This window comes from Pseudomonas sp. 2995-3, from assembly GCF_002742565.1.
Lineage (GTDB): Bacteria > Pseudomonadota > Gammaproteobacteria > Pseudomonadales > Pseudomonadaceae > Aquipseudomonas > Aquipseudomonas edaphica.
In genome coordinates, this window is sequence record NZ_LJSB01000157.1 from 268271 (window position 1) to 286164 (window position 17894).

General features: G+C 60.3%; 16 protein-coding genes. 9 read left to right on the top strand and 7 right to left on the bottom strand.

Features of this window, described 5'->3' with window-relative positions; translation table 11 throughout:
• Positions 1-115 precede the first annotated feature (115 nt).
• The 6 genes from AOA62_RS08875 to AOA62_RS08900 all read left to right on the top strand — a co-directional run bounded on the left by AOA62_RS08875 (position 116) and on the right by AOA62_RS08900 (position 6386).
• A complete protein-coding gene (locus tag AOA62_RS08875) occupies positions 116-418 on the top strand; it encodes a DUF3649 domain-containing protein (RefSeq protein ID WP_026013535.1) in 303 nt (100 codons plus the stop codon).
• Positions 415-1983, top strand: a complete 1569-nt coding sequence (locus AOA62_RS08880; RefSeq protein WP_099548471.1) for a PepSY domain-containing protein — start codon at positions 415-417, stop codon at positions 1981-1983. The genes AOA62_RS08875 and AOA62_RS08880 overlap by 4 nt, the downstream gene beginning before the upstream one ends.
• Positions 1984-2310, top strand: coding sequence for a DUF3325 domain-containing protein (locus AOA62_RS08885; protein WP_017135159.1), 327 nt, complete (start codon positions 1984-1986; stop codon positions 2308-2310).
• Positions 2311-2317: 7 nt separating this feature from the next.
• Positions 2318-2896, top strand: coding sequence for an RNA polymerase sigma factor (locus AOA62_RS08890; RefSeq protein WP_017135158.1), 579 nt, complete (start codon positions 2318-2320; stop codon positions 2894-2896).
• Positions 2893-3870 (top strand): FecR family protein, encoded by a 978-nt coding sequence (locus AOA62_RS08895; protein ID WP_017135157.1) that lies wholly within the window; start codon positions 2893-2895, stop codon positions 3868-3870. Before AOA62_RS08890 ends, AOA62_RS08895 begins: the two co-directional genes overlap by 4 nt.
• A gap of 275 nt (positions 3871-4145) precedes the next feature.
• Entirely contained in the window at positions 4146-6386 is a 2241-nt protein-coding gene (locus AOA62_RS08900; RefSeq protein WP_099548473.1) for a TonB-dependent receptor, read from the top strand.
• Between the two features lie 178 nt (positions 6387-6564).
• Here the strand turns inward: AOA62_RS08900 and AOA62_RS08910 are convergent, their stop codons facing one another.
• Entirely contained in the window at positions 6565-6915 is a 351-nt protein-coding gene (locus AOA62_RS08910) for a glutaredoxin family protein (protein ID WP_099548478.1), read from the bottom strand.
• Positions 6915-7919 (bottom strand): nucleoid-associated protein YejK, encoded by a 1005-nt coding sequence (gene yejK / locus AOA62_RS08915; RefSeq protein ID WP_003171997.1) that lies wholly within the window; start codon positions 7917-7919, stop codon positions 6915-6917. Before yejK ends, AOA62_RS08910 begins: the two co-directional genes overlap by 1 nt.
• A 396-nt stretch (positions 7920-8315) precedes the next feature.
• Between yejK and AOA62_RS08920 the strand changes: the two genes are divergently transcribed.
• On the top strand, positions 8316-8597 hold the full coding sequence (locus AOA62_RS08920) for an HU family DNA-binding protein (RefSeq protein ID WP_003188840.1): 282 nt from the start codon (positions 8316-8318) through the stop codon (positions 8595-8597).
• Positions 8598-8708: 111 nt separating this feature from the next.
• Here the strand turns inward: AOA62_RS08920 and rlmF are convergent, their stop codons facing one another.
• The 5 genes from rlmF to AOA62_RS08955 all read right to left on the bottom strand — a co-directional run bounded on the left by rlmF (position 8709) and on the right by AOA62_RS08955 (position 15355).
• Positions 8709-9728 carry a 23S rRNA (adenine(1618)-N(6))-methyltransferase RlmF gene (rlmF, locus tag AOA62_RS08925; RefSeq protein WP_069551850.1) on the bottom strand — a complete coding sequence of 340 codons (1020 nt, stop codon included), beginning with the start codon at positions 9726-9728 and terminating at the stop codon, positions 8709-8711.
• 203 nt (positions 9729-9931) lie between these two features.
• The gene (locus AOA62_RS08935) at positions 9932-12778 is read right to left on the bottom strand and encodes a valine--tRNA ligase (RefSeq protein ID WP_017135153.1); all 2847 of its coding nucleotides are present in this window, start codon (positions 12776-12778) and stop codon (positions 9932-9934) included.
• A gap of 212 nt (positions 12779-12990) precedes the next feature.
• Positions 12991-13377 (bottom strand): DNA polymerase III subunit chi, encoded by a 387-nt coding sequence (locus tag AOA62_RS08945; protein WP_099548482.1) that lies wholly within the window; start codon positions 13375-13377, stop codon positions 12991-12993.
• A 7-nt stretch (positions 13378-13384) separates the two neighbouring features.
• Entirely contained in the window at positions 13385-13813 is a 429-nt protein-coding gene (locus AOA62_RS08950) for a DNA polymerase III subunit chi (protein ID WP_017136290.1), read from the bottom strand.
• A gap of 51 nt (positions 13814-13864) precedes the next feature.
• On the bottom strand, positions 13865-15355 hold the full coding sequence (locus tag AOA62_RS08955; protein ID WP_017136291.1) for a leucyl aminopeptidase: 1491 nt from the start codon (positions 15353-15355) through the stop codon (positions 13865-13867).
• 284 nt (positions 15356-15639) lie between these two features.
• On the opposite strand from AOA62_RS08955, the gene lptF reads away from it, so the two are divergent.
• Together lptF and lptG are read left to right on the top strand one after the other, a co-directional pair.
• A complete protein-coding gene (gene lptF / locus AOA62_RS08960) occupies positions 15640-16758 on the top strand; it encodes an LPS export ABC transporter permease LptF (protein WP_017136292.1) in 1119 nt (372 codons plus the stop codon).
• A complete protein-coding gene (gene lptG / locus AOA62_RS08965) occupies positions 16751-17830 on the top strand; it encodes an LPS export ABC transporter permease LptG (RefSeq protein ID WP_017136293.1) in 1080 nt (359 codons plus the stop codon). Before lptF ends, lptG begins: the two co-directional genes overlap by 8 nt.
• Positions 17831-17894 lie beyond the last annotated feature (64 nt).

The window sequence follows — 17894 nt, forward strand, 5'->3', positions numbered from 1 at the left end:
AAGGGGCGTGATACGCGTTCGGCAATCCATGCGGGCAGGTGATTCATCCGTTCTCTTTTGCTTATGAGAATATTTATCATTAATATTGCGCGCTGATGAATCTGGCGTCTCCCCGATGAAAAGCAAACCCTCACTGGCCGTCTCTTACCGCCTCGCCGTCACCTCGCGTGCATTGGCCGCTGTGGTCGGCGGCTATCTGATGGCGTCGCTGGCGGCCGTGTGTATGGCGCTGTGGATGCCCACCTCGCGCGCCGACGCGGTGATCACCGGGATGATGAGTTCGTTTGTGTTCTATCTGCTGGCCGTCATCTGGTGCTTCGCCTGCCGCACAGCCTCGCGCGCCTGGTTTGGCGTGATGCTGCCGAGCGCGTTATTTGCCACCCTGGCGGGCGTGGGTTTTTGGATGGCACGCACATGAAAGAGGGCTTTCGCCAGGCGATGGCCTGGTTGCACACCTGGGCCGGCCTGATCTTCGGCTGGCTGCTGTTTGCGATTTTTCTGACCGGCACCCTGGCCTATTTCAAAGACGAAATTACCCACTGGATGCAGCCCGAAGTGCAGGCCCATCCGCTGGATGAAGCGCGCAGCCTCGCCGCCGCGCAAACCTATCTGCAGCAACAGGCGCCCAACGCCGCGCGCTGGTTTATCACCCTGCCCAACAGCCGTGACCCTGGCCTGTCGGTGATGTGGCAAGACAAGATCGACCCCGGCAAACGCGGCAACTTCATCCAGAAAGTCCTCGATCCTGTCAGCGCTCAACCGGTCCAGGCTCGCGAAAGCATGGGCGGCGATTTCTTCTACCGCTTCCACTTCCAGCTGCAAATGCCTTACCCATGGGGCCGCTGGCTGTCGACGATCGCCGCGATGGTGATGTTCGTCGCGCTGATCACCGGGATCATCACCCACAAGAAAATCTTCAAGGACTTCTTCACCTTCCGCCCGCGCAAGGGCCAGCGTTCGTGGCTCGACGGGCATAACGCGGTGGGTGTGCTGGTGCTGCCGTTTCACCTGATGATCACCTACAGCAGCCTGGTGATCTTCATGAACATGGTGATGCCTGCGCCGATCCTTGCCTCGTATGGCGACGACAGCCGTGCGTTCTTTAATGAAGTGTTCCCCAATACCAACAATGCGCCGGCGCTCGGCCAGCCGGGTAAGTTGCTGCCATTACTGCCGATGTACGAGCAGGCGCGCACGCAATGGGCCGGTGGGCATGTGGGCCGTTTGGTGGTTAACAACCCTGGCGATGTGAACGCGTCGGTCAATGTGGTGCGCGCCGGTTCCGACCGTGTGGTGCATGACTTTGGCAGCAGCGTGTCATTCAGCGGCACCACCGGCGAGTTGCTGCGGGTCAGTGGCGAACAATCGCTGCCGGCGGCGATTGGCGGCAGTTTCTATGGCCTGCACATGGGCCATTTCGCCGGCCCGGTGCTGCGCTGGCTGTACTTTATCTGTGGCCTGGCGGGCACGGCGATGATCGGCACCGGCCTGGTGATCTGGCTGGGCAAGCGCCAGCTCAAGCACGCTAAAACCGGGGCGATGCCGTTTGAGCTGCGGCTGGTGGAGGTGCTCAACATCGCCAGCATGTCTGGCTTGATGATCGCCATCGCGGCGTTTTTCTGGGCCAACCGCCTGTTGCCGGTCAGCTTCGCCGAGCGTTCCGATTGGGAAATACAAACCTTCTTTATCGCCTGGGGCCTGAGCCTGCTGCACGCCGTATTGCGCCGTGGTCGCCAGGCTTGGGTCGAGCAACTGAGCTTCGCTGCGCTGCTGTTTGTGGCGATCCCTCTGCTCAACGCACTGACCACCTCGCAGCACTTGGGTACGTCATTGGCCAAGGGTGACTGGGCCATGGCCGGCTTCGACCTGACCTGCCTGGCCAGTGGCCTTTTCCTCACCTGGGCGGCGTGGAAGATGCAACACCGCACGCAACCCAAGGCCGAACGTGTGCGGGCAATGACGCTCAAGCAGGAGGCGCACTGAATGCTGCTCGCCCTGTTGATGTGCTACGCCGGGTTTACCGCGTTGTGCCTGGCCACCGACCGCCATCACGGCGAGTTGCTGCACAGCAAGCCGTCGCCCGCGCGGCGCTCAAGCCTGCGCATGGCCGGTTGGTTGTTGCTGGGCGTGTCGATCTGGCCCGCCGTCGCCGCTTCAGGTTGGGCCCAAGGGTTGGTGGAGTGGTGCGCGGTGTTGATGCTCAGCGCGCTGCTGCTGGTGTTGCTGTTGCCGTATCGGCCAAGGCTGGTCTTGATTCTGGCGGGCGCCGGCCTGCTGGTCAGCCCTGTGGCGGCCTTCGCCTTATGCTGAGCCAGTGATGATGATCAGCACGCCACCCGAATCCCAGGACAGCCCGCACACCGATGCGGCCGGTGGACGTGCGCATTTTTTGCAGGTGTTTTTGTCACAGCGTTCGCAAATGGAAGCCTTGGTCAGTCGCCGGGTGGGGTGCCGCGCCACGGCGGCTGATTTGGTACAGGATTTATTCCTGCGCTTCTGGCGCCGCCCGTTGGTGCAGGTCGAAGAACTCAGCACTTACTTGCTGCGCTGCGCCGGCAACATTGCCATCGACCATTTGCGCAGCGAAGGCGCCCGCGTACGCAGCAGCGAAGGCTGGCTGCCGGAGCAACAGGACAATCAGGGCTGCGAACCCCAGGCGGCACTCGAAGCGGGCAATGATCTGCGCCATGTCGAAGCCGCCTTGCGCAGCCTGCCGGAGCGCACGCGGCAGATTTTTTTGCTCAACCGCATTCATGGCCGCAAGTACGCCGAAATCGCCAAGGCCATGGGCTTGTCCCAAAGCGCAGTGGAAAAACATATGATGCGTGCCCTTGAAGCCTGCAAGGCCAGCCTTCGCGAACCATCGCCCCCACGCACGCCAGGGAAAGCACCGTGAACGTCACCCCCACGCCCGCCCAGGAGCAGGCCGCACTCGACTGGCTGAGCCTGTTACACGACCAGCCCAGCAGTGGCGACCAGGCCACCTTCAGCCGCTGGTTGCGGGCCGATCCTGCCCACGTCGAGGCTTATTCCCAGGCCCAGGTGCTGTGGGAGTTAAGCGAAGTACCGGCGCGCACACTGGCGGGCGAAGACGCCCTGGCCTTGCAGGGTTACCTCAACGCGATGAACACCTCGAAACGTTCGCGCGGCGTTCGCTGGTCCGGCGCCTTGGCCATGGCCGCGTGCCTGCTGGTGATGGTGTCGATGGGCGCCGGGTGGCAGCCGTCGCGTTGGGTTGATGACTTCGGCGCCGATTACGTGACCGCACCGGGGGAAGTGAAAACCGTGACCCTGGCCGACCAGTCCCAAGTGACCCTGGATGCCGACAGCGCCATCGCCGTGGATTTCAGCCACGGTGAGCGGCATATCCAGCTGCGTCGCGGTGCCGGTTTTTTTAGCGTGACCCACACCGGCCAGTCCTTTGTGGTCGAGGCCGGCAGCGGCGAAGCACGGGTGTTGGGCACACAGTTCGAAGTGCGCCTGCAACCGGCGGGCGCGCAAGTGACGGTGTTGTCCGGTCGGGTTGGCGTGACGCCATCCTGGCAAGGCCAACAGCAAATTCTGACCGCAGGCCAGCAAGTGGCTTACGCCGACGGCGTGGCCGAAGCGATGCACGCGGTCGACAGTGAATCCCGCCTGGCCTGGCGTGACGGTTGGCTCAATTACTACAAAGCGCCGTTGGCTGACGTGGTCAAGGACCTGAGCCGTTACTATCCGGGGCGCATTCTGTTGCTGAACGACGAGATGGGCGCCAAGCGTGTCAGTGGCAGCTTTCCGAGCAAGGACCCTGTGGCGGTTTTAAATGCCCTGCAGGCGGTGCTGGGTTTTGAACAGCACACACTATTAGGCCGAATGATTGTGTTGCGTTAGACACGAACGGTTTGCTGGCCACCTTCTTATACAACTGTTTCCCTCGCGATCATTTCCTGCCGGCAGTTACAGGCCAGGTATCACGCTGCCTGTAGATCCTTCACTTAACCTTCATCGCAATTGCCAAAACCTGTCACCAAACCGTTACACGCGCCAAGGATGATCCTCGGATTCCTGAGCAGATGGTCAGGAAGGCTGGCGTCGCCGTTCACCCGGTTCTGACAGCCAGTACCGCCCTCCATAACAACAGATAGATGCACGTAAGGGATCTACTTGTGAAGATCAACACACTCTCTGCCCTGCTGTTTGCATCGGGCCTAGGTAGCTTTGCGCCATTGGTTTTGGCAGACACCACGCAGGACGTTGGCTCGGTGGACATCGCCGGTAAACAGACCCTGGGCAACGGCCATATGATCCGCGAAGAAAGTGCCAAGGCGCGGTCGACGGTGACCAAGGAAGCCATGGACCAGATGTCGTCGACTGCCAACGCCATCGACAAGCTCAAATACACGCCGGGCATCAACGTTTCCAGTGATGACGCCAGTGGCACCAGCGGCACCAACTTCACCATGCGCGGCATGAACTCCGACCAGATCGGGGTTTCCGTCGACGGTGTGCCGATCAACGATTCGGGCAACTACAGTGTCTACTCCAACCAATTGGGCGACCCGGAAAACCTTGCGGAAGTATTCGCGACACAGGGTTCTTCGGAAGCTGACGGCCCGCACATCGGTTCCAGTGGCGGCAACATCGGCATGATCACCATCCGGCCGACTAAAGAGGCCGGGGTGTTTGCCAAGCAGATCGTCGGCGCCAACGACTTGCGCAAGACGTTCGTGCGGGTCAATACCGGTGATTTCGGCGGCCTCAAGACTTGGGTCTCGGCGTCGCACCTGGAAGGCGACAAGTGGCGTGGCAAAGGCACCCTGCGCAGCGACAAGGTCGAGTGGAGCAGCCTGTTCGAAGACGGCAGCGGCAACTCCACACTGGCCACGATCAAGTACAACAACCAGGAAAACTACAACTACAACTCCTTGAGCAAGTCGCAGTTCGACACGGATGGGCGGCGCAAGGACTACTCGGAAACCCCGGTGTACAAATCCGGTTTACTGTCGTCTTCCTACAAGCTCAATCGCAACCCTTTCGAAAGCGTGAATGCCACGCTCACCCAGCGCTGGCAGTTGCAGGACAACCTGGCGCTGACGGTCACGCCCTATTACTACTGGGCCAACGGTGGCAGTTTCAGCGGCCAGACCGCATCGAACCTGGGGCCGAAGTCCGACAAGGCTGGCAACTACGACCTGAGCAACCTCAAATCGCTCAACTACTACCGCCCTTCGTGGACCGAAACCTGGCGCCCAGGCGTTACCGCCAAAATGAAATGGGACATCAACGAAGAACACAGCCTGGACTACGGCTACTGGTATGAGCGCGCACGCCAGCGCCAGAGCCAGCCGTTTATCGGCATCAACGGCGAAGGCGCACCCGATGACGTGTGGGGCGACTACAACGGCGGCGGCCAAGTAGTCGACAAGAACGGCGCGACGGTACAAGGCCGTCATTACTACACCGTCACGCCGGCGCAGAAGCTCTGGGTGCAGGACAGCTGGCAAGCCACGCCAGACCTGAGTTTTGTCGGCGGCGTGGCCTATCAGTACGTCGAGCGTGACGGCAACAACCTGGGCAGCCTCTACGACAAACCGGAAAAGCGTAACACCCGTTACCACCAGTTCCTGCCGAACTTCAGCGCCAAGTACCAGATCGACGAGAGCAACCAGGCGTTCTACAACGTCACCCGCAACATGCGCACACCGCCGAACTACGTGCTGTACAACAAAGGCGATTCGGTAAGCCTCAAGCCTGAGTTGAGCTGGAACCAGGAACTGGGCTGGCGCTTCACCGAAGACGATGTGGCGCTGAGCGCGACGCTGTTCTACATCAGCTTCAAGGACCGCCAGTTGTCGACCACCGACCTCAACGGCGACTACGCGGTAATCAACGTCGGCAAAGTCGACAACAAAGGCCTGGAGCTGGAGTGGAGCGGGCTGTTGCCGCATCACTTCAACTACTACGCGTCCTACACCTACACCCAGTCTGAACAGAAAGACAATCTGCTCAGCAAGAACGTGTTGTTGCCCACCGCCGGCAAGCAGCTGGCCAACGTGCCGGAAAACATGTTCAACCTGGTGTTTGGCTACGACGACTCGCGCTTCTACGGCAACGTTGCCGGCAAATACGTAGGCAGTTTCTACGGCGATTTGACCAACGACGAAAAAATCTCCGGGCGTACCGTGGTCGACCTCAACGCGGGTATCTATTTGCCGGTGGACAAGAAAGTCATCAAATCCGCGACCCTGCGGCTGTCGATGCTTAACGTCTTCGACAAGGAATACCTGAGCTCGGCGCGTACCGTGTCGTTTAACTCGGCGCCGGTAAGCGGCCTGGCGCCGAGTACGGCGTATTACAACGTCGGTGAAGAGCGTACGGCGATGGTGTCGCTGGAAGCCAACTTCTAAAGACGCTGCAGAACTGAATGTGGGAGCTCGCTTATGTGGGAGCTGGCTTGCCTGCGTTGCAGGCAACTCGGTCTGTCAGTTACTGCGCGCTGATGCTATCGCAGGCAAGCCAGCTCCCACAAAAGCCAGCTCTCCTACAAACCAGCTCCCACACAAGCGAGATGCTGCAACGTTGGGGTTATTTCAAGGCAGCCATGATCGCATCCGGGTTGTAGTCGCGAATGAGCGTGCCATTGACCTCCACAAACGGAATCCCGCCGCCGCCCAGCGCCTCATACGCCTTGCGCGCCTGGGCGTCCTTCTCGATATCGAACGCCTGGTACGGCACACCTTTCTGATCCAGAAAGCGCCGGATCTGCTTGCAGTAGCCGCACCACTCGGTGGAGTAGAGCACCACGCGCGCTGAGGCGCGTACCTGCTCCGAAACCACCTGCGAGGGGTTGAACAGCCGCTCGATCTTGCCCCAGTGCTGAATCACCACCACCACCAGCAACACCAACAGGACTTTCTTGAGTACCCCGCCCAGCATCAGTTACGGCGCTTGAGCTGGTCGGTCAGTTGGGTCGGCAGGCCCTTGATGATCAAGGTGCCGGCGGCTTCGTCGTATTCGATCTTGTCACCCAGCAGGTGCGCCTCAAAGCTGATGGACAAGCCTTCGGCGCGGCCGGTGAAGCGGCGGAACTGGTTGAGCGTGCGCTTGTCGGCCGGAATTTCCGGCGACAGGCCGTAGTCCTTGTTGCGGATATGGTCGTAGAACGCTTTTGGCCGATCTTCATCGATCAAGCCCGACAGCTCTTCCAGGCCCATCGGCTCGCCGAGCTTGGCCTGGCTGCTGGCGTAGTCCACCAGGGTTTTGGTCTTTTCGCGGGCGGATTCGTCCGGCAGGTCTTCGCTTTCAACAAAGTCGCTGAAGGCCTTGAGCAGGGTGCGGGTCTCGCCCGGGCCGTCGACGCCCTCCTGGCAGCCGATAAAGTCGCGGAAGTACTCCGAAACCTTCTTGCCGTTCTTGCCTTTGATAAACGAAATGTACTGTTTGGACTGCTTGTTGTTCTGCCACTCGGAGACGTTGATGCGCGCCGCCAGGTGCAGTTGGCCAAGGTCCAGGTGCCGCGACGGGGTCACGTCCAGCTCATCGGTCACTGCCACGCCTTCGCTGTGGTGCAGCAGGGCGATGGCCAGGTAATCGGTCATGCCTTGTTGATAGTGGGCAAACAGCACGTGGCCGCCGGTGGAGAGGTTGGATTCCTCCATCAGCTTTTGCAGGTGCTCAACCGCCGTGCGGCTGAAGGTGGTGAAATCCTGGCCACCGTCGAAATACTCCTTCAACCAGCCGCTGAACGGGTGCGCGCCGGATTCGGCATGGAAGAAACCCCAGGCCTTGCCTTGTTTGGCGTTGTAGCTCTCGTTGAGGTCGGCCAGCATGTTCTCGATGGCGGCCGATTCGGACAACTCAGAATCGCGGGCATGCAGAACTGCAGGTGTGCCGTCGGGTTTTTTGTCGATCAAGTGAACAATGCAATGACGGATCGGCATAGGCTTCTCGGCTGGTTGAAGGGGAGCGGTGGGCCTCCCCCAAAAGTCGCCCAGTGTACCGCACCCATTGGCCAAGACGCGCCTGGAAGGCGGTTTTGGACGACCTCCGACGGCCCATATGCCTTTTTTTCACGGTTTAGAGCGATAAAGCTGACCAAATGGGTATGTTGAGGCGGATATTTCCCCGTCTCTGTGCTAGTTTTGCCCCGTCTTACGCCAAGTCTCGGCGTTAAGCGTGCATTCAGCATCTGTCAGGTCGAACCAATCCCCGTTTCAAGCATCTATAACCCCGATCTCCGTGGTTATGGCCGGGGGTGCCAGGCCATGACGGTCGGGCTCGACGGCTGACACTGCACTCTGCAATCCATATGAATTTGATAGGGAAGGAACACCACAATGGCTATTACTAAAGACCAACTGATCGCTGACCTGGCTGAAGCAGTAGACGCACCGAAAACTACCGTGCGCGCTCTGCTGGACCAACTGAGCCAAGTTGTTGCTGATCAGCTGGAAAACGGCGGCGAAATCACTCTGCCAGGCGTTGGCAAACTGAAAGTGACCGAGCGTCCAGCCCGTACTGGCCGTAACCCTTCGACTGGCGCTGCCATCGAAATCGCTGCCAAGAAAGTTATCAAGCTGGTTGTGGCCAAAGGCCTGACCGACGCTGTTAACAAGTAAGACGCAGCAAAAAAAACCGTGCCTCGGAGCGATCCGGGCACGGTTTTTTGTTGCCTGCGATTTGTGATGTGCTTTGTGTGGCGAGGGAGCTTGCTCCCTCGCCACAGTGATTCAGTCGCGAACCCAGCGCTGGCGCCAGATCTGCTGCTCGTTCTTGGTCTGGAAGGTCCAGGCCACAAAACGGCTTTGCTTCTGCCCCTGGGACATCTCCACCACCTGGCTTTCCAGCACGCCGGCTTTTTTCAGGGCTGTCTCGATCGCGGGCAAGTTCGACGCTTTTGACACCAGCGTGCTGAACCACAGCACCTTGTGGGCAAAATGCGCGCTCTCGGCGATCAGCTGCGTCACAAAACGCGCTTCGCCGCCTTCACACCACAGCTCCGCCGATTGACCGCCGAAGTTCAGCACCGGCAGCTTGCGCTTGGGGTCGGCCTTGCCCAGGGCGCGCCATTTACGCTCGCTGCCCTTGGTGGCTTCGTCCATGGACGCGTGGAATGGCGGGTTGCACATGGTCAGGTCAAAACGCTCGCCCGGCTCCAGCAGGCCCAGCAGGATCTGCTTGGGGTTGGGTTGCTGGCGCAACTGGATGACCTTGCTCAGGTCATTGGACTGCACGATGGCCTTGGCGGCGGCCACAGCGATTGGGTCGACCTCGGAGCCGAGGAAATTCCAGCGGTACTCCATATAGCCGATCAGCGGGTAGACGCAGTTGGCGCCCATGCCGATGTCCAGCACCTTGACGATAGAGCCGCGCGGAATCTTGCCGTCGTTGACGCTGGCCAGCAGGTCGGCGAGGAAGTGCACGTAGTCGGCACGCCCCGGCACTGGCGGGCAGAGGTAATCCTGCGGGATATCCCAATGCTGGATGCCATAGAACGATTTAAGCAGTGCCCGGTTAAACACCCGCACCGCGTCCGGGCTGGCGAAGTCGATGCTCTCTTTGCCATACGGGTTAATGATCACGAATTTCGCCAGTTCCGGCGTGGTCTTGATCAGCGCCGGGAAGTCGTAACGGCCTGTGTGGCGGTTGCGCGGGTGCAAGGTAGCCTCTTTGCGCGGCGCGACGGGCTTGGCCGGGGCTGCGGTTTTAGGCTTCTTGCGCGGTGGTTTGGGTGTGCTGGGGGCGGTCATGTTGATTCTGGTGTTGGCTCAAAGTGGTGGGCATTGTCACACATCCTGAGGCCAACTCGTTCAAATGTGGGAGCTGGCTTGCCTGCGATGGCATCAACTCGGTCTGGCGGTTACACCGAGTCGGCTGCACCGCAGGCAAATCAGCTCCCACAAAGAGCAAAAAAAAGAGACCCGAAGGTCTCTTTTTTCACACAGTTTCCAGCTTACAGGCTGGAAATTCGCGCATGTTGCTCGGCCAGCTTGCCCAAAGCCTGTTCCGCTTCGGCCAATTTGGCGCGTTCTTTGTCGATGACCTCAGCCGGCGCCTTGTCGACGAACGCCGCGTTGGACAGCTTGCCACCCACTCGCTGCACTTCGCCTTGCAGGCGCGCAATTTCCTTATCAAGACGCGCAAGTTCCGCGCCTTTGTCGATCAAACCTGCCATCGGCACCAGCACTTCCATCTCGCCAACCAATGCGGTCGCAGACAGCGGCGCATCTTCGCCAGCAGCCAATACAGTGATCGACTCCAGCTTCGCCAGCTTCTTGAGCAGTGCGTCGTTCTCAGTGAGGCGACGCTGGTCTTCGCTGCTGGCGTTCTTCACAAACACCGCCAACGGCTTGCCCGGCCCGATGTTCATTTCGGCACGGATGTTACGCGTGCCCATCATCAGGGTCTTGAGCCATTCGATATCACTTTCGGCCGCTTCATCGATGCGCGCTTCATTGGCCACCGGCCAAGGTTGCAGCATGATGGTCTTGCCTTCGATACCGGCCAGCGGCGCGATGCGCTGCCAGATCTCTTCGGTGATGAACGGCATGAACGGGTGCGCCAGGCGCAGCGCCACTTCGAGTACGCGCACCAGGGTGCGGCGGGTGCCGCGCTGGCGTTCGATCGGCGAATTCTCGTCCCACAGTACCGGCTTGGACAGTTCCAGGTACCAGTCGCAATACTGGTTCCAGATGAATTCGTACAAAGCCTGGGCGGCGAGGTCGAAACGGAACTGGTCGAGCTGGCGGGTCACTTCGGCTTCGGTGCGCTGCAGCTGCGAGATGATCCAGCGATCAGCCAGGCTCAGTTCGACGGCTTCGCCGTTCTGGCCGCAGTCTTCGCCTTTATCCAGCACGTAACGTGCAGCGTTCCAGATCTTGTTGCAGAAGTTGCGATAGCCTTCGACGCGGCCCATGTCGAACTTGATGTCGCGACCGGTGGACGCCAGCGAGCAGAACGTGAAACGCAGGGCGTCGGTGCCGTAGCTGGCAATGCCATCGGCAAACTCGTCGCGGGTCTGCTTCTCGATCTTCTTCGCCAGTTTTGGCTGCATCAGGCCCGAGGTGCGTTTCTGCACCAGGGTTTCCAGGTCGATGCCGTCGATGATGTCCAGCGGGTCCAGGACGTTGCCCTTGGACTTGGACATCTTCTGGCCCTGGCCATCCCGCACCAGGCCGTGTACGTACACGGTCTTGAACGGCACCTGCGGCGTGCCGTCTTCGTTCTTCACCAAGTGCATGGTGAGCATGATCATCCGGGCAACCCAGAAGAAAATGATATCGAAGCCGGTAACCAGCACGTCGGTGGAGTGGAATTTCTTCAGGAACTCAGTCTGTTGCGGCCAGCCCAGGGTCGAGAAGGTCCACAGGCCCGAGCTGAACCAGGTGTCGAGTACGTCGTTGTCCTGTTGCAGGGCGATGTCCGCGCCGAGGTTGTGCTTGGCACGCACTTCGGCTTCATCGCGGCCTACGTACACCTTGCCCGACTCGTCGTACCAGGCCGGAATACGATGGCCCCACCACAGTTGACGGCTGATGCACCAATCCTGGATGTCACGCATCCACGAGAAGTACATGTTTTCGTACTGTTTAGGCACGAACTGGATACGGCCGTCTTCCACGGCAGCAATCGCAGGCTCGGCCAATGGTTTGGTGGACACGTACCACTGGTCGGTCAGCCACGGCTCGATGATGGTGCCGGAACGGTCGCCCTTCGGCACTTTAAGGCCGTGGTCGTCAACGCTTACCAGCAAACCGGCGGCGTCGAAGGCGGCCACGATCTGCTTGCGCGCTTCGAAACGGTCGAGGCCGGCGTATTCGGCCGGGATCTTGCCGTCGATGCTCTCGTTCAGCGTGCCGTCCAGGTTGAACACCTGGCAGGCCGGCAGTACGGCGGCGTTCTTGTCGAAGATGTTCAGCAACGGCAGGTTGTGGCGCTTGCCGACTTCATAGTCGTTGAAATCGTGGGCCGGGGTGATTTTCACGCAGCCGGTGCCGAATTCAGGGTCGCAGTAGTCGTCCGCGATGATCGGGATACGACGGCCAACCAATGGCAGCTCGACAAACTTGCCAATCAGCGCCTGGTAGCGTTCATCGTTCGGGTTAACCGCCACGGCGGCGTCGCCGAGCATGGTTTCCGGACGGGTAGTGGCGACGATCAGGTAGTCGTTGCCTTCAGCGGTCTTGGCGCCATCGGCCAGCGGGTACTTGAGGTTCCACAGGAAACCTTTCTCGTCGTGGTTTTCCACTTCGAGGTCGGAAATTGCCGTGTGCAACTTGGTGTCCCAGTTGACCAGGCGCTTGCCGCGGTAGATCAGGCCGTCTTCATGCAGGCGCACGAAGGCTTCTTTCACCGATTCCGACAGACCATCGTCCATGGTGAAGCGCTCGCGGCTCCAGTCCACAGACGAACCGAGGCGACGGATCTGACGGCTGATGTTGCCGCCGGACTGGTCTTTCCACTCCCAGATCTTCTCCAGGAATTTTTCGCGACCCAGGTCGTGACGGTTTTGGCCGGTGGCTTCGAGCTGGCGTTCCACCAGCATCTGTGTGGCGATACCGGCGTGGTCAGTACCCGGTTGCCACAGGGTATTACGGCCCTGCATGCGGCGGAAACGGATCAACGCATCCATGATCGCATTGTTGAAGCCATGGCCCATGTGCAGGCTGCCAGTGACGTTCGGTGGCGGAATCATGATGGTGTAGGACTCGCCGGCACCTTGTGGGGCGAAGTAATTCTCGGACTCCCAGGTGTTGTACCAGGAAGTTTCAATGGCGTGCGGCTGGTAGGTCTTATCCATGCGCGGCGGGACCCTAGTTGGCATTAATTCAGGAAAGCCGACAAGTATAACGGGGGATAAGGCGCAGGGCGAGGCGAAGACGGGCTAGAGATGTATGTTGAGCAAATGTGGGAGCTGGCTTGCCTGCGATGGCGGTGTGGCAGTCGCCGAAGGGTTTGACTGAGAAACCGCCATCGCAGGCAAGCCAGCTCCCACAGGGATCTAAGTAAGGCTCAGGACTGGTATTGGCTGAGCAACCGCTCCATGCGCGCATCCATTCGCCGTTTGATCTCGGCTTCAATATGCGGGGCAAAGTCGTCGATCACATCCTGCATGATCAGTTGCGCGGCGGCACGCAGTTCATTGTCCAGGTGCAGCAGCAACGCGTCGGGGGCTTTTTCTGCGGCGGGGGGCGGTTCTGCAGTGGGGGCTGGTGTGACAGGTTCAGGTGCGGCAGGTTTGCCACCGACCATGTCGAACAACAGCGGAATCTGTACCTCGCCCTCGACCGATTCGGTCAGCAGCGGCGGTTGCAACTCATCATCACCGAGCAATTGACGGATCGACTCCAGGTCGTCCAGCAAGTGGTCGTCTTTTTTTAGCGGGTTTGGAGTGTCCATCGTGTGCTCAAAGTCGTTGTAGCCGGTGATCTTGCAGAGGATAGCCCTGTTCGCGGTAGAAACGGAAACTCTCCCGCGCGGCCTGACGAATAGCCGGGTCTTCGACCACCACTTCCGCCACGCGGGCAAAAGCCTTGGCAAAGGCCGGTACTTTCAGGTCGAGGTTCACCAGCAGGTCTTGGTGATCGCCGCAGTTGTCGCCCAAACCCAGCACAATCAGGCCTTCGGGTTCGGACTCGGCGGGGCCGTGGGGCACGAAGCTTTCGCCCTTGAAGCGCCACAGGCGGGCGTCAAGGTCTTCACGCTGAGCGGCATCGCTGCAATGCAGGTAGATGCGGTGGCCCATGCGCCAGGCTTTTTCGGTAAGTTTGCAGGCAAAGTCCAGGCGCGCAGAGGGATCGGCGCTGGGCAATATATAGAAGTCGACTTGGGTCATTGCGGTTCCTGAGACCGGGGCGCCGTGAAGGCCGCCCCGGAATCTTCAGTTTCAGGCTTTGGCGCGATCCAGCAGGTACTGGGTCAACAGAGGAACCGGACGGCCACTGGCGCCCTTGTCCTTGCCGCCGCTGGTCCAGGCCGTGCCGGCGATGTCCAGGTGCGCCCAGTTGAAGTTCTTGGCGAAGCGCGACAGGAAGCAGGCGGCGGTGATGGTGCCGGCTTTTGGGCCGCCGATGTTGGCGATATCGGCGAACGGGCTGTCCAGTTGTTCCTGGTACTCGTCGAACAGCGGTAGTTGCCAGGCGCGGTCGTCGGCAGCCTTGCCGGCGCTGAGCAGTTGCTCGATCAACTCGTCGTTGTTACCCAGCAGGCCCGAGGTGTGAGCGCCCAGGGCGACCACGCAGGCACCGGTCAGGGTGGCAATGTCGATCACGGCCTGTGGCTTGAAGCGTTCGGCGTAGGTGAGGGCGTCGCACAGCACCAGACGGCCTTCGGCGTCGGTGTTGAGGATCTCGACAGTCTGGCCGCTCATGGTGGTGACGATGTCACCCGGGCGTGCAGCACCACCGCTCGGCATGTTCTCGGCGCAGGCCAGGATGCACACCAGGTTGATCGGCAGCTTGAGTTCCAGCACGGCACGCAGGGTGCCGAACACGCTGGCGGCGCCGCCCATGTCGTATTTCATTTCGTCCATGCCGGCGCCCGGCTTGAGGCTGATGCCGCCGGTGTCGAAGGTGATGCCTTTGCCGACCAGCGCGTAAGGCTTCTCGGACTTCTTGCCGCCGTTGTATTGCATCACGATCAGGCGTGGCGGCTGGTCGCTGCCCTGGCCCACGGCATAGAACGAGCCCATGCCCAGTTCCTTGATCTTCTTCTCGTCCAGCACTTCAACCTTCAGGCCCTTGAACTCCTTGCCCAGCGCCTTGGCTTGTTCGCCCAGGTAGGTTGGGTGGCAGATGTTCGGCGGCAGGTTGCCCAGGTCACGGGTAAACGACATGCCGTTGGCGATGGCGGTGGCGTGGGTGACGGCGCGCTCGACTTCAGCCTGGGCGGCCTTGATGGTCAGCAGGGTGATTTTCTTGATGGCGCGCGGTTCGGCCTTCTGGCTCTTGAACTGGTCGAAGACGTAACCGCCGTCCACCAGGCTTTCGGCCAGCAGGCGGGTCTTGCCGTAGCTGTCGCGGCCTTTTACTACGATTTCATCGAGGGCCAGCGCCGCATCGGTGCCGCCCAGGCCTTTAAGAGTGGTGAGGATACCGCTGATGATCTTGCGGAACGGGCGGTCGCCCAGTTCGGCGTCCTTGCCCACGCCCACCAGCAATACACGGTCGGCTTTGAGGTTGGGCAGGCTTTGCAGCAGCAGGCTTTGGCCGACTTTGCCGGCCAGGTCGCCGCGCTTGAGGACCGCGCTGATGGCGCCGCCGCTCAGTTCGTCCAGTTGCTTGGCGGCGGCGCCGAGCTTGCGCCCTTCGCCGACGGCGACCACGAGGGTGGCGGTTTTCAACGTTTCGGGGCTAACGCTTTTTACAACCAATTCCATTTTCGGGTCCCTTATTTAAGGTCTGTGAGCCTGGCGTCTGTACGCAGGCTTTGATGCTTGGCAGCTTTGTAAACCGCCCGCGACAAAGGCCGCAGTTTGAACCTCGCCAGAGCAGCCTGACAACCCTTGCAGCACGCTTTGTGCGTGCGTATGAGCAAGCACCGTGACAGGCGCGGTCAATCACAGGATAATGCGCAATCTTTTTAGCCGGCCCGTGCATGTGGGTCGACTCGGTATGCTTGCTTGTTTGGCCGCCTTAGCCTGACAACCCTGGAGTGTCTGGTTTGATCGTCTTCCGTTATCTGTCCCGCGAAGTCCTGTTGACCCTGAGTGCCGTGAGTGCGGTATTGCTGGTCATCACCATGAGTGGTCGTTTCGTCAAATTCCTCGCCCAGGCGGCCTCGGGCGCCCTGGATCCGGGCTCGTTGTTCCTGATCATGGGCTTTCGCCTGCCGGGTTTTTTGCAACTGATCCTGCCGCTTGGCCTGTTTCTCGGCATCCTGCTGGCCTATGGCCGGCTTTACCTTGAAAGTGAAATGACCGTGCTTTCGGCCACCGGCATGAGCCAGCAGCGTCTGCTGGCCATGACCATGGTGCCGGCCACCGGCGTTGCGCTGGTGGTGGCCTGGTTGAGCATGAGCCTGGCGCCCCAGGGCGCCATGCAGTTCCAGTTGCTGCTGAACAAGCAGGACGCGATGACCGAGTTCGATACCCTGGAGCCCGGGCGCTTCCAGGCGCTCAACGACGGCACGCGGGTCACCTATACCGAAACCATGACCGACGACCGCTCTAACCTTGGCGGTGTGTTCATCTCGCAGAAAAACCTCGGCCTGAACCAGAAGGACCGCGGTATTTCGATTCTGGTAGCCAACAGCGGGCGCCAGGAAATACGCCCTGACGGTAACCGCTACCTGATCCTGGAAAATGGCTACCGCTACGACGGCAGCCCTGGGCTGGCGGAATACCGGGCGGTCAAATACGACACTTATGGCGTAATGCTGGCCAAGCCTGACATCAGTGAAGAGGTCACCGACCGCGATGCACTGCCGACGCTATCGCTGATCGGTAATCCCGAGCTGCGCTCCGTTGCCGAGCTGCAATGGCGACTCTCCCTGCCGCTGCTGGTGTTCATCGTGACGTTGATGGCGGTGCCGCTGTCGCGCGTCAACCCGCGCCAGGGCCGCTTCCTCAAGCTGTTGCCGGCGATCCTTTTGTACATGGCTTACCTGACCATCCTGATTTCTGCCCGTGGCTCCCTGGAGAAGGGCAAGCTGTCGCCAACCCTGGGCCTGTGGTGGGTGCACGGGATCTTCCTGGTGATCGGCCTGGGGCTGCTCTACTGGGAACCTATCCGTTTGAAAATGAAGAGCCGTCGTGGCCTGAAGGAGTTGGCTCGTGGCTAAGCTCGACCGCTACATTGGTAGCAGCGTACTGATCGCCATCCTGGCGGTATTGGGCATCATCCTTGGCCTGGCTTGCCTGTTTGCCTTTATTGATGAAGTGGGCAACGTCACCGACACCTATACCGTCACCCACGTATTGAGCTACGTGGCGCTGACCGCACCGCGTCGCCTCTACGACATGATGCCGATGGCGGCGCTGATCGGCTGCCTGATCGGCCTGGGCAGCCTGGCCAGCAGCAGCGAATTGACCATTATGCGAGCGGCGGGCGTTTCCATCGGCCGCATCGTCTGGGCCGTCATGAAACCCATGCTGTTGCTGATGGCGTGCAGTGTGCTGATCGGCGAGTACGTAGCACCACCGACCGAAGCCACGGCCCAGGCCAATCGTGCCCTGGCCCAGGGTTCGGGGGATGCGCAGAGCGCCAAGCACGGCCTGTGGCACCGCCAGGGTGATGAGTTTATTCACATCAACGCCGTGCAACCGGGCGGTTTGCTGGTGGGTGTGACGCGTTATACGTTCGACAAAGAGCGGCATATGCTGACCTCCAGTTTCTCCAAGCGTGCGCAGTACGACGAGGGGAAATGGGAGCTGTACGATGTCACCACGACGTATTTCCGTAATGTGGGGCAGGGCATCAAGGCCTACACCGAAGTGATCAATGTGCCGTCTGAACAGTGGGACATTGCCCTGAAGCCGGAACTGCTCAATACCGTGGTCATGATCCCGGAAAGCCTGCCGATCTCCGGTTTGTGGAGTTACATCCACTATCTCAAGGATCAGGGCCTGAACAATGGCCGTTACTGGTTGGCATTTTGGGTCAAGGTGTTGCAGCCGCTGGTCACCGCCGCGTTGGTGCTGATGGCTATTTCGTTCATCTTCGGCCCGCTGCGTTCGGTAACGCTCGGCCAGCGTGTGTTTACCGGCGTGCTGGTGGGCTTTACCTTCCGCATCGCCCAGGACCTGCTTGGCCCGTCGAGCCTGGTATTCGGTTTCTCGCCGCTGTTTGCGGTGCTGGTACCGACGGCGGTCTGCGCCGTGGCCGGGTTCTGGCTGTTGCGCCGGGCCGGTTGATACCGCGCTTATGCACAAAAAATGCCCCGCTCATATGACCGGGGCATTTTTGTTCTGGTCAGCA